This window comes from Echinicola sp. 20G, from assembly GCF_015533855.1.
Classification (GTDB): Bacteria; Bacteroidota; Bacteroidia; order Cytophagales; family Cyclobacteriaceae; genus Echinicola.
Map to the genome: position 1 here is coordinate 3,027,300 of NZ_AP024154.1, position 15,647 is coordinate 3,042,946.

Below are 15,647 nucleotides of genomic sequence, written 5' to 3' on the forward strand. Positions count from 1 at the left end.
GCAATGTGAAATAATGATATTCCACAAAAAAGACAAGGCATGAAAAAGAACATAATAATAAATATATCCTTACTTCTGGCTCTGGGCAGTTGTGAGACTTTCTTGACAGAAGAACCTAAAAGCCTTTTGGCACCAGAAAACTTTCCTGCTTCCGCTGAAGATGGGAATTTGATGCTGGGAGGTATGATGTCCACTTTGGACGGTTACTATGATCGAGCTTTTTTCCTCTCCGTAGAAATTCCAAGCGATCAATCAGAAGCAAAATATGCAAGCGGTGATCGGTATGATATGGACCACTTCACCTATACCACCGGTAACCAGTATTTCAGGAGTGTGTGGGAAGAGGCATACAAGATCATTGGTGAGGCCAATTTGATGACCTCTGCTATGTCCGATGATGATTCTTGGGCGCAGCCATATATTGCGGCCGCAAGGTTTTACCGGGCTTTTCAATATTTTCACCTGACCAGGTTATGGGGGCAGGTGCCATTAAGGATAGATCCGGTCAGTACCTTTGATCAGGCAAAGGATGCCTCCAAAGCATCCGAGCAAGAGGTGTATGAGCAGATATTGGCAGACCTTTCTTATGCCGAGGAGCATTTACCAGTGGCATGGGAAAGTGGATCTGATGATGGCAGGCCTACCCAAGGAGCAGCCAAAGCATTGCTGGCAAAAGTCTACCTGACCATGGCAGGGTGGCCATTAAAACAGACTGATAAATTCCAACTGGCTGTAAATAAAGCCAATGAAGTGATCAGTATGGGACATTATACACTTTTGGAGGATTTCTCTGAAGTATTCCTGATCAGAAACCAAAACAGTAGCGAACACATTTGGTCTGTACAATATTCAGATCCAAGTTCAGGAGGGACTATGATGACCGTTCAGTCCCGTCCAAGTGGTGGAGGCATTAAAGAAGGAGGCTGGTATTTTTGGAATACCTCTGAAGCATTTATGAATACCTTCAATGAACAAGATGAGCGTAAATCAGGTACCTTTCTAACCGAACTTGTGGAAGAAATAAACGGTGAGACCATCATTACTCCATTTGTGGATTTCGGGGGAGGAAATGAACTTTCTGCTCGACCTTGTATGAAAAAATGGCAAGACTACGGAGAAGGAAGAGGATTTACGGACAACTCCCGTCGTACAGGACTTAATTTTCCTGTTTTTAGATTTTCTGAAATTTACCTGATCTTGGCAGAGGCCGAAAATGAAGCGAATGGCCCTACCCAAAAAGCATTGGATGCAGTAAATAAAGTAAGGTCCCGAGCAGGACTGGAAGACCTGACCGGATTGGGACAGACTGAGTTGAGGGAAGCTATCAGGGATGAGTGGTCTTTTGAGCTGGCCCATGAGGGCAAGAGAAGGTTTAACCTCGTTCGATGGGAGCTGTTTGACCAAGTAATGGCCAATGACCCCAATGGTTCCACCAATTATAAACCTTATATGAAATTACTCCCTATTCCTCAAAATGAAGCTGATCTTTCCGGACTGGCCCAAAATGAAGGTTATTGAGTTAATGCAGCAAGGCTGTACCTTGGTTTTAGGTACAGCCTTGTCATTTTTAATGAGTTTAGAACAAGAGCATAGTTTAAGTGATTAATAAATATAAAATAGGAGCCCCAAAAGTGTTTTTGGGGTGCTTGATGTTTTGGATGGCCTTTTCCCTGACTCCAACACTTGGGCAGGATAATAAAAGGCTGACAGAGAATTGGGAGTTTCTAAAAGGAGACTTAGGAGGAATATGGGAGGCTGTGAGGCCTTCTCCAAAAGGAAGCCCTCAGTCTGTTCCCTTATGGGAATCTGTTCAGCTTCCGCATAGTTTTAATGCAAGGGATGGAGTAGACCCAGATGTGAATTATTACCAAGGGCCTGGCTGGTACCGTACCGATATTGAGATAGAAAACCCGTTTGAGGATGGGAGAACCTTGTTACATTTTGAAGGGGCAGGACAGAAAACAACCGTGTACATTTATACCACCAAAGTTGGAGAACATGTGGGAGGCTATGATGAATGGACGGTGGACATTACCGATGCAGTGAAGGAGTTTAAAAAGTCGGAAGCATTTGAAAAGCAGTTTGAAGGTAAAATACCACTTTCAATCCGCTGTGACAATTCCCGCGATTTGGAAATGATACCTTCTGATTTATCTGATTTTAATGTTTACGGAGGACTTTATCGTTATTTGAATCTAAAGTATGTTCCCGTCGCTTCCATAGACAAGGTTTTTGCTGATGTTTCGGTAGATGAAAAAGGAAAGAAAGGCAAAATTTCGCTGAAGGTGCGTATCCATAATCCCCAAGAAGTCAAAAATGCAGATTTATCCCTAAGGCTCTTTGATCCACAAGGAAAGGAAGTAGTTGAAAAGGGCTTGAATGATGCCCCAATCGGTTCAGTAAAAGACCTTTCATTTGGATCACTGGAGGTACGAAATCCCCTTCTCTGGTCGCCAGAAGAACCGATTCTTTACAGATTGGAGGTCAAGATAAAGATTGGAGGTCAAGAACAGGTCATAACCCAAAACTTAGGATTCAGACATTTCAGGTTTGTGGAAAAAGGGCCTTTTATGCTTAACGGTGAGCGGCTATTACTCCGTGGAACGCATCGACATGAGGACCATGCCGGCGTGGCCAATGCCATGAGCGAAACCCTGATGCGTGAAGAAATGGAGTTGATGAAAGCCATGGGGGTGAACTTTATCCGTTTGGGGCACTATCAGCAGTCCCGTATCATTTTGGACTTGTGTGATGAGCTGGGGATTTTGGTATGGGAAGAGATTCCATGGTGCCGAGGTGGCCTTGGTGGAGAAGTCTATAAGCAGCAGGCTCGTAGGATGCTGACCAATATGATCGAACAACATTACAATCATCCAGCGGTGATCATTTGGGGGTTGGGAAATGAAAATGATTGGCCCGGTGATTTTAATGAATTTGACAAGGGAAAGATAAGGGAGTTTATGAACGATCTCAACGGGCTTTCCCATCAACTTGATCCAAGTCGGAAAACCGCTATTCGCCGATGTGATTTTTGTAAAGATATTGTAGATGTTTATTCCCCTTCCATTTGGGCAGGATGGTACCGGGGAATTTATACCGAATACAAGGAAGTATCCAAAAAGGAAATGGAAAAAGTGGATCATTTTCTGCATGTGGAATGGGGAGGAGATAGTCATGCACGCAGGCACTCGGAAAACCCCGACAAGATTTTAGCTGGTATTTCCACTGGTGATGGGGCAGATGAAAGGGATGGTGATGCTACCCTATATGGCGGAGCTGCGCGGGTCTCTAAGGATGGAGACTGGAGTGAAAGCTATATTTGTAACCTAATCGATTGGCACCTGAAGGAACAAGAAACAATGCCTTGGCTAACAGGAACAGCCTACTGGCCATTCAAGGATTTTTCTACTCCTGTAAGACCGGAAAACCCCGTTCCTTATGTCAACCAGAAAGGCGTAGTGGAAAGGGACTTCACAAAGAAAGAGTCTTATTACGTATTCCAGTCTTACTGGACCAAGCAACCAATGGCACATATATATGGTCATAGCTGGCCTGTAAGATGGGGCGATGAAGGAGAGAAGAAAATGATCAAGGTCTATTCAAATTGCAGTGAAGCGGAATTGTTTTTCAATGGCAAAAGTATGGGAGTAAAAAAACGGGATAGTCAGAGTTTCCCAGCTGCTGGTCTGAGATGGATGGTGGCTCCCGGAAAGGGAAAGAACCATGTCAAGGTTATTGCCCGGAATAAGAAGGAAACGGTGACTGATGAAATAACCTTTACCTATCAGACTGAGAAGTGGTCTTCACCTGCTAGATTAATAGTGAATAAAATCTCTGAAGAAAGTAACAAGGTAACTGTAGAAGTGAAGGTAGTGGATGAAAAGGGTGTTTTGTGTTTGGATGCAAGCCAATATATAAGGTTTGGCTTGGCAGGAGATGGGAGGTTGTTGGATGATCTGGGAACAAGCTCCGGTTCCAGAAAGGTCCAGCTTTATAATGGACGCGCTCAGATCAGTATACAACCCAATGGAGGAAAAAATGTAGTCAGTGTTTTATCAGAAGGGTTACCAACAGCTATATTGGAACTATGAAAAGAAATAGATTAATCGCTTACACAATTGGCTGGTTGATTTTTACAGCAATGGCATATATGTTTTTAGGGAAGTCTGGAAATTGTCTGCCTGTAAAAGCTATGAAGAGCAGTCAATTTCCTGAATATAGGGATGTGGTAAGTATCATTAGGGAATATACTTTGGAAGAAGCCAGTTGGGCCATGAAACAACTTCCAATTACCGTTACCAGTAGCCACTCGCCAAGGAGTGCTGGAGGACTTCATGATTTTTACTCCGAAGGAGACTATTGGTGGCCAAATCCTGAAGACCCAGAAGGTCCTTATATACAAAGGGATGGCATGAGCAATCCGGATAATTTTGTAGCTCACCGAGAGGCAATGATCCGTTTCAGTAGAATAGTGGGGACATTGGCAGCAGCCTATCGTATCACTAATGATACCACTTATGTTTCCAAAGCTTTTGATCATTTGGAAGCGTGGTTTTTGGAGGAAGATACCCGGATGAACCCCTCACTAGAATATGCCCAAGCCATTAAGGGAAGGGTAACTGGACGCGGCATCGGGATCATAGATACCATTCATTTGATGGAAGTGGCTCAGGGACTTAGCATTATTGGAAATGCCCCAAATGCCGATCCAATGAAGGTTGAGAAAATCAAACAATGGTTTGATCAATACTTGGTTTGGCTCACGACCCACCAATATGGAAAGGATGAAAGTATACGGAAAAACAACCATGGCACCTGCTATTTTATGCAGGTAGCTTCATTTGCAAAACTAACCCAAAACAAAGAGCTGTTGGATACCTGTCGAAAACAATTTAAGGAAGTCCTACTCCCAAACCAGATGGCCAAGGATGGTAGTTTCCCGCTGGAACTAGAGCGAACAAAACCTTATGGGTATTCTATTTTTAATCTGGATGCTATGGCAACACTTGCCCAGGTGCTTTCCGACGATGAAAATAAGTTGTGGCAGTTTAGAACAAAAAATGGGCAAGGGATCCGGGATGGTATTCACTACCTGTTTCCCTACGTAAAAGATAAGCAGGTTTGGCCTTATTCACCAGATGTAATGTATTGGAACGATTGGCCCGTGGCGCAACCTTTTTTGGTGTTTGGTGCAATGGCCTATGGAGAGAAGGAATGGTTTGATATCTGGGCAAAACTGGACCATAATCCAAAAGAAGGTGAAGTGCTCAGGAATTTGCCCATCAGAAATCCTATTATTTGGTTGGAAAAGTAATGCCTTAAGGAACCTAAACCGAGAATTTGAGGGGTAAAACAGAGCAAAATAATAGATACATATTTAATGTCAAGCATCAGGACACTGAGTTTGTTGTTGATTCAGTGGAACAACTGAAAGTGAGCTAAATACAATATTGGGATTAAAATACTCATCTTGTTCACCTATTTAATCCTTGTCTTTATTTAAATTGGATTTTAAGAAAATTCGATTTGATATTAAGTTGAGCCCTCTTAAAATTAATTTGCCAAATAACCAACCAATGAAAGTGAAGTTGAAAATTGTTGTGTTTCTTATCTGTCTTGTCTCCGGCAGGGCGAGCATGGCTCAAGAAGGACAAATAAGGTTTAGAAACTTAGATGTGGCAAATGGCCTTTCACAGGGATCGGCGATGGCCATTGCGCAAGACGACAGGGGATTTATATGGATTGGGACCAGAGATGGGCTGAATAGATATGATGCTAGGGAATTTACGGTATATAGAAACCAACCTGGGGATAGCCTTTCACTTTCTTCCAATTCTATTACCTCACTTTATAATGATAGCCAGGGAAGGTTATGGGTTGGTACAAATCGTGGATTGAATCGCTATGATCCTAATATGGACAGGTTCCAGCAAGTGTTGCTTGGAGATGAAAGAGGGCGAGCCTTAAATGAAGGTTTGGTGATTTCATTTTTCGAAGATAGAGAGGGTAGGTTGTGGGTATGCACTAGCATGGGGCTTTATTGTATCAAAAAAGATGAATGTATAGCACGCTTAGCTTTTCATGCTTCCAAGTACCCCGCGCGAAATATTGCTCCAAGAAATGTTAATGCAGTTTTTCAAGATAGCAAGGGGTTTTATTGGATTGGGACCAGTCAAGGCTTGATAGAAGGAAGATTGGTAGAAGAAAATTCAAAGATGCCTACATTTGAAATCATGGAAACCTATGATACGGATGGTAGTCATAGCCTACTGAGCGACCATAATATCACCTGTATCAATGAAGTGGAAAAAGGGCTGCTCTGGGTCGGGACAAAAAAAGGTGGTATAAATATCCTGAATTTGCAGACTGGTGAGGTGAGGTTTATCAAGGCAGATGCACAATTTTCAAATGGAATTGCAAGTAATGATATCAGAAGCATTTTCAAGGATAAATTTGGAGGATTTTGGGTGGGAACATTTCGAGGATTAAATCATTATTCCCAAGAAGGAAAGTGGTCCAAGTATGTAGCAAGTGAGGAAGCTTCAGATGCTCTCAGGCACAATTCGGTTAAAAGCATTTTTCAAGATAGCAAAGGATCAATCTGGATCGGGACGTATTATGGAGGAGTACATGTGTTCGACCTGGATATTTCTTGGTTTAACAATCATACTTATTCTCCATACATCAATAGTATCAGCCACAACGTGGTCAGTAGTATAGAAGAAACAGATAAAGGGAACCTATGGATAGGGACAGAAGGTGGTGGGCTCAATTTTTTAGATAGGAATTCAGGGATTTTTTCCCAATTTATTCATCAGGATGATAATCCCAAAAGCCTTAGCCATAACAATGTCAAGTCCCTTTACCAAGACCGCTCAGGGAATCTTTGGGTGGGCACGTATAGTGGAGGGCTAAACCTACTTAAGAATGGAAAAAGCTCCTTTGAGCATTTCATGAACCAGGAAGAGGACAGCTTATCACTCTCCAGTGATAATGTCTATGCGATAGATGAAGATCAACAAGGGAACCTCTGGCTCGGAACTTTTGGCGGAGGGGTGAATATGATGGGAAAAGGGAACTGGGGCAAGTTCGTCCACTACAATACCAATAAAAAGGGGATATACCATTTAAGCTCAAGGGAAGTCAGGACCCTGATTGTAGACACAAAAGATAGGGTTTGGGTGGGGACAGAAGATGGACTTAACCTGCGAGAGAGAGAAGGCGATCCTTTTCAGGTTTTTCATTTTGAGCCCAATGTCCAAGGTAGCTTAAGTGGAGATGTAGTGGTGAGCTTGCTGGAAGACAGCAGACACCGAATATGGATCGGTACATTTAATACTGGTCTGAATCTTTATGATGAAGCGTCCAGGACATTCAGAAACTTTACTGTTGAGGACGGATTGGCTGGAAATAATGTATTTGGGATTTTGGAAGATGAAAAGGGCATCCTGTGGCTTAGCACCAATAATGGACTGAGCAGGTTTGACCCTGAAACTTTGGGAATCAAAAATTATGGTCCTGAGGATGGGTTGAGTGGCAGGGAGTTTGTCATGGGAGGAGCTAAAAAACTGACCAATGGGCAGCTTGCTTTTGGGAGTTCAAATGGTTTTACCCTATTTCACCCTGATAGTTTGAGACAGAGCAGTTACCCACCTCCTGTGGTGTTGACAGACTTTAAATTGTTCAATAAGTCCTTAAAGCCCGATCCTGACGGAGTAATGGCTGAGAATGTTTCCCTATTGAAGGAGATTGTTCTAAGGCATGACCAAAATATTTTTTCCATTGATTTTGCCGTGCTGAATTACGTCATTCCAGAAAAAAATCAATATGCATTTATGTTGGAAGGATTTGATAACCAATGGAATTATGTTAAAAATCCTACTGCCACATATACTAACCTTAATGCCGGTACTTATACTTTTATGGCCAAAGGCAGTAATAATGATGGGGTTTGGAGTGATGTTCCTGCTAGGATCGTGATCAGGGTATTGCCACCACCTTGGAAGACTTGGTGGGCGTTTTTGATTTATGGAACAGTGATTTTTGTAGCAGTTTATTACCTCATGCGTTTTGTTCAGACACGTGCCAAACTGGAGCATGATCTTTATGTAGAACATTTGGAGAATGAGCAGCAAAAAGAACTGCATGAACTAAAGCTTAATTTTTTCACCAATATTTCCCATGAATTCAGAACGCCATTGACACTTATCATTGGGCCACTGGAAAGGCTGCTTCAGGATGGTAAGACAACTGGTTTCCAACTGTCGCTTTTACGGACGATCAGGGGAAATGCGAACAGGCTCTTAGGACTTGTGAACCAGCTTATGGACTTTAGAAAACAGGAGAGCGGCAATATGCAAATGAAGGTTAGCCAAAAGGACTTGGTTCAATTCCTTGAAGAAAGACTTACCTTTTTTATCCCTTATGCTGCCCAAAGAAATGTTGCCCTGCATTTTGACAAAAGAGTGGACAGCTTATTGGTGTACTTTGATTCAGAACAACTGGATAAAGTGGTGTCCAACTTACTCAGTAATGCTTTTAAATATACACCTGAAGAAGGAAAGATAGTGCTGAGGGTAGACCAAGAAGCCTTTACAAGTGATTTTCCGAAAGGAGCAGCAGTTATTGAAGTGGAGGACAATGGAGAGGGGATTCCTTCTGCCGACCTGGAATTAATCTTTGATGGTTTTTATCAAGTCAGTGATCAATATACCAGTACAAGAGGAAAAGAAAATAGTTCTGGAATTGGGTTGGCGCTTACCAAAAGTCTGGTGACAATGCATAAAGGTTCTATCCATGCTTTTAGCAGTGAACTAAATAATGTGGAAAGTGGATCTTCTACTTGTTTTAAAGTGAAAATACCCCTAGGGAAAGACCATCTTTCCAAAGAGCTTATCTGTGATGAAAATTCTACTCAGGAAATGAAAGTTTTTGAGCCAATGGAACTGGACACTCTGGATGAGGTCACCATGGTCGAAAAAGAAAATATTGATCTTCCAGAAAATGACCCACTTCGATACCAAATAGTGGTCGTGGAAGACAATGTGGAGCTTAGGGAATTTATGGTCCAGAGCCTGGAACATAAATATCAAGTAACTGCAGTAGAAAATGGCAGGAAGGGCTGGGAATATATCCAGAAAGAGTTGCCAGATATGGTAGTAAGTGATGTGATGATGCCGGAAATGGACGGCATAGAAATGACAAAATTGATCAAAAAAGACATCCGTACCGACCATATACCTGTACTCTTGCTCACAGCTAGGACTTCTGAGGATTATATGATGAAGGGCTTGGCTTCAGGAAGTATGGATTATATCACCAAACCGTTTCATCTGGACATGCTCCTTCTGAAAATCCATAATATCCTTGAGAGCCGTGAGAATTTCAGAAAGCGTTTTTCTACCGGTTTTCTGAAAAAGATAAGTAGGCAAAAGGAGCAGTCCGCAGAAAAGGAATTTTTGGATAAAATCATCCAAATTATTCAAGACAATTTGTCCGATGAAGGATTTAGTGTTAAAGTCCTTTGCAAGGAGATAGGGATGAGCAGACCTGTTCTTTACAGAAAGCTCAAGCAACTTACGGACAAGAGCGTAATTGAATTGATCAATGAAGTAAAGATGGAAAAGGCAAGCCAAATGTTATTGGAAGAGGGAAGCACCGTAAGCGATGTTGCCTATTCACTGGGGTTCAGCGATCCAAAGTATTTTGGAAAGTCCTTTAAGAACCAATTTGGTAAATCACCATCAAAGTTTATGGAAGAAAACAAAGTAAAGTATATCAATAAATAAGTCCAAAGTATATGCAATGGGTTTTTGAACAAAAATTCCCCCTTCAAGAACAATTGTTGCCCAGTCAGCAGTCGAGTCATTTGCCATTTTTGGATTACCAAATTTATAGATTGATGAAAAAAGAGAGCAAGGGTAAGTTCCGATTTCGTGGAGTAAAGGAGTGGGTTTTAATGGCTTTGTTGATTTCCATGATACTTTTCGTAATCTATATTTCTTAATGTTCTTTTTCTTTTGATAAAGGTCGGGTATAGGAAGGATTGGACTGGGTAAGAGTGTTTTTGCAGAACAAAATATTTTATGGATAAATAAAACATAACCATACTTGGTGTTTGGGGGATAATTTTGTTGATTTGAAATCGGGTGATAAAAATAGTACATGAAAATAATTTAAAGCCCTTTAAAAGAAGAGTAACCCCCCAATGGCCTTTAATGAGATGGAACTTAAAAACCTTTTATATAGGATTTCTGTAAAATCTGATAAAAAGGCTTTTGGTCAACTTTTTAAACTTTACCATGCTAAGTTAATATCATTTTCCCTCTGCTTTTTAAAGGATTATGCAGACGCTGAGGATGTTGTTTCCGAGGTGTTTATAAGGCTTCTCAAGAACAAGGATAGATTATTGGAAATTGAGAATTTTGAAGGTTATTTGTTTCATTCGGTAAAAAACCAATCCCTAAGCTTCCTTAAAAGAAACAAAAAAAGAAATGAAGTTTTCAGGACAATAGATTACGCCGAAATGATGACAGAGGAATTTGTTCAGCCAATTCATAAACTTATCGAATATGAATTAAGGGAAGAGATTACCAGGGTCGTTGAAAGTTTGCCGCTTAAAAGGAAAATGGTTTATAAGATGATCAAAGATGATGCGATGAAAATATCAGAAGTTTCCGAGTTATTGGGAATAGCGGACAAGACGGTTAAGAAACACCTGGAGTTGGCTCTGCGAGATGTTAGAAATGCCATCAGTAATTATCTTTTCGATAAGGACGACAAGACACCAATAATCAATATTAAATCAAATTTTATTAGTATCGCTTTTTTGACGTTGATGGCAGAATTTGAAATTTTTGAAAATCTTTGCCACAGAAACCATATTACTGAAGTAAACTGATTTTTTAATTTGAATATACTTATAATACCGGCAAAGTTCATAAGGATGTTCCAATGGTCGCTTTAATTGCCATTTCATTGGATTTGGCCTTTGGATTTGTAATCTATCCGATAGTTATACCTATACCTTAGAAATTGGGCAAGGATAAGGGCTTATTGGGCCAGTATAAATAATCCCATCAACATTTTTTTTAAAAAAATCTCATTTCCATTACGCCTTTTGATCATATGGGGAGTCTATATATTTGAAACATGGAAGAAAAGAGATTAAATAAGGTATTAAGGAAATATTTCTCTGATAAACTTGATCAGGAAGAAGAAGAACTTCTTAGAAGATGGTTGGATGAGGGCGAACACAATCTTAGGGTTTTTGAAACCCTAAAAGTGGTATGGAAGGAAAAATCTCAAGAACCGGAATTGGTTAATGTAGAGGAAAGAATTAATGATATATGGGCAAAAGCCTTAGACCAAAGTGTCAATGCTGGATCCGTGTTAAGAAAGCTGGTAGAAATAGCTGCAGTTGGGCTGTTTTTCATAGTTGCGTCATGGTTGCTTTGGAACAGCGCAAATAAAAGCGATACTGTTGAGCCCCTAAATCAAGTAACAGAATTGATCTCTAAACATAATTCCCCAGGCCAGAAAACTAAACTTTACCTACCGGATGGTTCCGTGGTCTATCTAAATAGTGAATCTAGCCTGAAATTTTTAAAGGGCTTTAATGGCATGGAAAGAAGAATTTATCTTGATGGAGAGGCCTATTTCGTAGTGGCGAAAGATAGTAGTAGGCCATTTGTTGTACAAAGTAGGGGCGTGGAGACCATAGCTTTAGGGACCGAATTCAATGTCAATGCGTATGAGGAGAACGAAAAAATCAAAGTTTCATTAATTGAAGGAAAGGTACAGGTGAACAACCTTTTGAGTAATGATGACAGTCGTGATTTGCTGCCCGGAAAGGAGCTGATCATTGATGGCAGAAATAATGAAATGATTGAAAAGACAATAGATGTTGAATCTGCCACTGGGTGGAAGGAAGGAAAATTAGTGTTTAAGAATGCATCTTATAAAGATATGGTAATCGCCTTGGAAAGGTGGTATGGTGTGGAGATAAATACTTTCGGGAAAATCCCCAATGATTGGCATTTGACCTCTACTTACAAAGGACAAACCCTGGAAAACATTTTAATTGATCTTACTTATTCAAAAAGCTTTACTTATGAGATAGAAAAAAATACAATAAAAATCAAATTTTAGAGAAGAATCAACAGGCTGGACCCCTGCTGATTCTAAACTGTTCAAGGGCTTTCAAATAAAGCTTATTGAACCTTATTAAAATACTGGTCAGTACTTTAACAACCCAAAATTATGAAAAAAAAACCTATACAGCTAATTCTGAAAATGACAAAATATACCCTTTACGGATTTTTGTTTCAGATGATCATCCTAAATGTAGTCTTAGCTCATAAAATTGAAGCCCAAAAAATCGACGAAGTATTTGTTAGTGTTTCTTTTAATGATACGGAATTACAAAACGTTCTAACTGAAATAGAAAAACAATCAGACTTTCACTTTACCATCCATGAAAATGAGAAATACCTCAACTATAAAGTTTCGGTGCATGGAGCTAATATATCAATAGAAAATTTATTGAAGAAAATCGGAAAACAAACTGGTTTGTCATTTCAACAAGTCAACTATAATATTGGAATTAAAGAGAAAACCGTCCCCGCTTCCAATAAAGAGGCCACATGGGATACGGAAGAAAAGATAATAGTTAGTGGAACCGTTGTAGATGAAAAAGGAATTACCATTCCGGGAGTGAATGTTTTGGAAAAAGGAACCACAAATGGGGCGGTAACAGATATTGATGGAAATTACAGCATTACTGTAGAAAGTCAATCATCACTGGTCTTTTCCTCAATCGGTTTTGTCGCTCAAGAAGTGGAATTAAATGGTCGGACAAAACTAGACATCGTACTTAAAGCTGACATAGGCCAACTTGAAGAAGTTGTTGTTGTGGGCTATGGGACACAAAAGAGAGAGGCTTTAACAGGGGCTGTATCCTCTGTTGGTACGGATAAGCTTGAAAAAAGCCCATCAGCTAATTTGACTAATTCTTTGGCTGGCCAAGCTCCTGGCCTAATCGTTAATACAAGAAGTGGAGAACCAGGAAACGACAATGCGGATATTTTAATTAGGGGAAAAGCCACACTAGGCAATACCAGCCCTTTGGTCGTTATTGATGGAATTCCAGATCGTGCAGGTGGATTTGCCCGTCTAAATCCTTCAGATATAGAAAGCATTTCCATTTTGAAAGATGCTTCGGCGGCTATTTATGGAGCCAGGGCAGCAAATGGAGTAATTGTGATTACTACCAAACGAGGTGATTCAGGAGATCCAAGGCTTTCCTTTTCTACTAATTTCGGGTTCACTCAACCTACCCGAGTCCCGAACTTATTGGATTCCTATAAATATGCGATAGCCTCCAATGAGTATAATGAATTGGTAGGGCAAATGCCGCGCTGGAGTGATGAAGATCTTGAAAAATTTAAAAATGGCACAGATCCATTGACGCACCCTAATACAGACTGGTGGGCGTCGGTAATGAAAAATTGGACCCTACAGCAAAACCATAATGTCAGCTTAAGCGGAGGATCAGACAAAGTGAAGTATTTTGTATCAGGACAGTACCTTCGTCAAGAAGGAAATTATAAAGAAGGAGGTACTTATTACAATCAGGCCCAGACAAGGGTCAATCTTGATATTAATGCTACTGAGAAATTTAAAATAGGTGTTGATATTTCCTATCGAAATGAATATAGAAATGGAACAGCTCCAAGCTATGATGCGAATGGGTTGTACAGGGAATTATATTTGGCCTATCCGTGGCTGGTCTATGAATATCCAAATGGTCTTGATGGAGTGGATATTGGAGGTGGCCCAAGGAGCCTAAAAAGAATTACTTCCCCGGAAATGGGATACCAGCACACCAACACAAATTACCTGTTGACCAAAACATCCTTTGACTGGGACCTCTCTGCTATTACTGAAGGTCTGTATTCTATTGGATACTATTCATATGATATTTCAGATAATAAGTATAAGGCATTTGAAAAAACGCCTCCTCCTGCATATATGTATAACCCTACTACAGGTGAATATGATGAAATTGTTTCATTAACTCCTCCTAGTCTTTTAGAACGAAGGGATAATAGTGTTGAACAGTTGTTTCATTTGAGATTAGGTTATACTAAGGATTTTGGACTTCATAATATTGATGCTTTTGCTGCCATAGAGCAGTATAAAGGAGAATTTGATGGGATTTCGGCTTCGAGAATAAATTTCCTTAGCAATAACCTGGATCAACTATTTGCAGGGGGGCAAAATGTGGCAGATAAGGATAACAATTCTAGCATCAAGCAAAATGGAAGGACAAATTTTATAAGCCGTATTTCATATGGTTATGATAATCGAATATTTATTGATTACAATATGAGGTATGATGGATCCCAGAATTTTCCAAAGGGTGATAGATTTGGATTTTTTCCTGGGGTATCAGTAGGATGGAGAATTTCACAAGAGGATTTCTTCTCTTCCTCTGTTGTGAACGAGTTGAAAATTAAGGGGTCATGGGGACAGATGGGGAATGATGCTGTGTCATCGTTCCAATATTTGCAAACTTATCTGTTCGGAAATGGTTATTTCTTTGGTCCTGATGCTGGCCAAACTCCATCTTTTGAACTCGGACCTACACCCAATACCAACATCACTTGGGAAGTTGCTACTTCTTCGAATATTGGTATAGAGTCAAGATTCTTTCAGGGTGCGCTTGGTGTAAATGTGGACCTTTTCAGGTCCGGGAGAACAGGGATATTAATTCCAAGAAATGCATCTGTTCCTGAATATTCAGGGCTTACTTTACCAGATGAGAATCTTGGTGAAGTAGTGAATAAAGGAGTTGAGTTGGAAGCGTTCTTTAATAAAAAATTAGGCAATGGCCTTTCTTATAATTTGGGAGGTAACTTCACATATGCCAAGAATAAGGTCGTTTTCATGGATGAAGCACCCGATATTCCCGATTACCAAAGGAAAACAGGTTTTCCAATAGATAGCTATCTTATTTATCAATCGAATGGACTTTATCAAAATGAAGGGGAAATAGCAGATACACCTCATCCAATGAACTCTGGTCCAGGTGATATCAGATATATAGATGTAAATGGAGATGGTCAAATCAATGCCCTTGATCAGGTAAGGCAGTCAAGGTCAAGGACTCCGGAAATAATGTATGGTGTAACATTAGGAGCGTCATACGCCAATTTTGATCTTAATATACTGTTGCAGGGACAAGCTAGGGCCAAGGCATTGTTGATGCCAGGAGGGCTGAATATGGCAGAGGAATTTTTTGATGGGAGATGGCAAAAGGAAGGAGATAACCATTATCCAAGGACCTTTAATGGGGAAACAGGGAGAACATTTGGGGTCAATACCTATGCTTCTGATTTTTGGTTAAGAAATTCAGCATTTATGAGATTAAAGAATGTTGAAATTGGATATAACTTCCCTGAAGGCCTTGTTCAAAGATTGAAGATGCAATCATTAAGGGTTTATTGCAATGGAAATAATCTCCTTTCAATTGACCAATTTGGACCTTCTTTCGATCCTGAGACCCCTAGCGATATCGGAGGATGGTACTATCCACAACAGAGGATTGTAAACATTGGCCTGAACGTAACATTTTAACACCCAAA

Annotated in this window: 7 protein-coding genes; all 7 read left to right on the forward strand. The window is 40.3% G+C overall.

Translation table 11 applies throughout. The features are described 5' to 3' along the window. Positions 1–39: 39 nt before the first annotated feature. The 7 genes from JL001_RS12595 (at position 40) to JL001_RS12625 (ending at position 15,639) form a co-directional block, all read left to right on the forward strand. On the forward strand, positions 40–1,518 hold the full coding sequence (locus tag JL001_RS12595) for a RagB/SusD family nutrient uptake outer membrane protein (protein ID WP_200976433.1): 1,479 nt from the start codon (positions 40–42) through the stop codon (positions 1,516–1,518). Between the two features lie 80 nt (positions 1,519–1,598). After that, the gene (locus JL001_RS12600) at positions 1,599–4,091 is read left to right on the forward strand and encodes a glycoside hydrolase family 2 TIM barrel-domain containing protein (protein WP_236252796.1); all 2,493 of its coding nucleotides are present in this window, start codon (positions 1,599–1,601) and stop codon (positions 4,089–4,091) included. Next, positions 4,088–5,314 (forward strand): alginate lyase family protein, encoded by a 1,227-nt coding sequence (locus JL001_RS12605; RefSeq protein ID WP_236252797.1) that lies wholly within the window; start codon positions 4,088–4,090, stop codon positions 5,312–5,314. Before JL001_RS12600 ends, JL001_RS12605 begins: the two co-directional genes overlap by 4 nt. 262 nt (positions 5,315–5,576) lie before the next feature. Further along, the gene (locus JL001_RS12610) at positions 5,577–9,788 is read left to right on the forward strand and encodes a hybrid sensor histidine kinase/response regulator transcription factor (RefSeq protein ID WP_200976435.1); all 4,212 of its coding nucleotides are present in this window, start codon (positions 5,577–5,579) and stop codon (positions 9,786–9,788) included. Between the two features lie 434 nt (positions 9,789–10,222). Beyond that, positions 10,223–10,900 carry a sigma-70 family RNA polymerase sigma factor gene (locus JL001_RS12615; protein WP_236252798.1) on the forward strand — a complete coding sequence of 226 codons (678 nt, stop codon included), beginning with the start codon at positions 10,223–10,225 and terminating at the stop codon, positions 10,898–10,900. Positions 10,901–11,151: 251 nt separating this feature from the next. Next, positions 11,152–12,150 (forward strand): FecR family protein, encoded by a 999-nt coding sequence (locus JL001_RS12620; protein ID WP_200976440.1) that lies wholly within the window; start codon positions 11,152–11,154, stop codon positions 12,148–12,150. 111 nt (positions 12,151–12,261) lie between these two features. Beyond that, a complete protein-coding gene (locus tag JL001_RS12625; RefSeq protein WP_200976442.1) occupies positions 12,262–15,639 on the forward strand; it encodes a TonB-dependent receptor in 3,378 nt (1,125 codons plus the stop codon). Positions 15,640–15,647 lie beyond the last annotated feature (8 nt).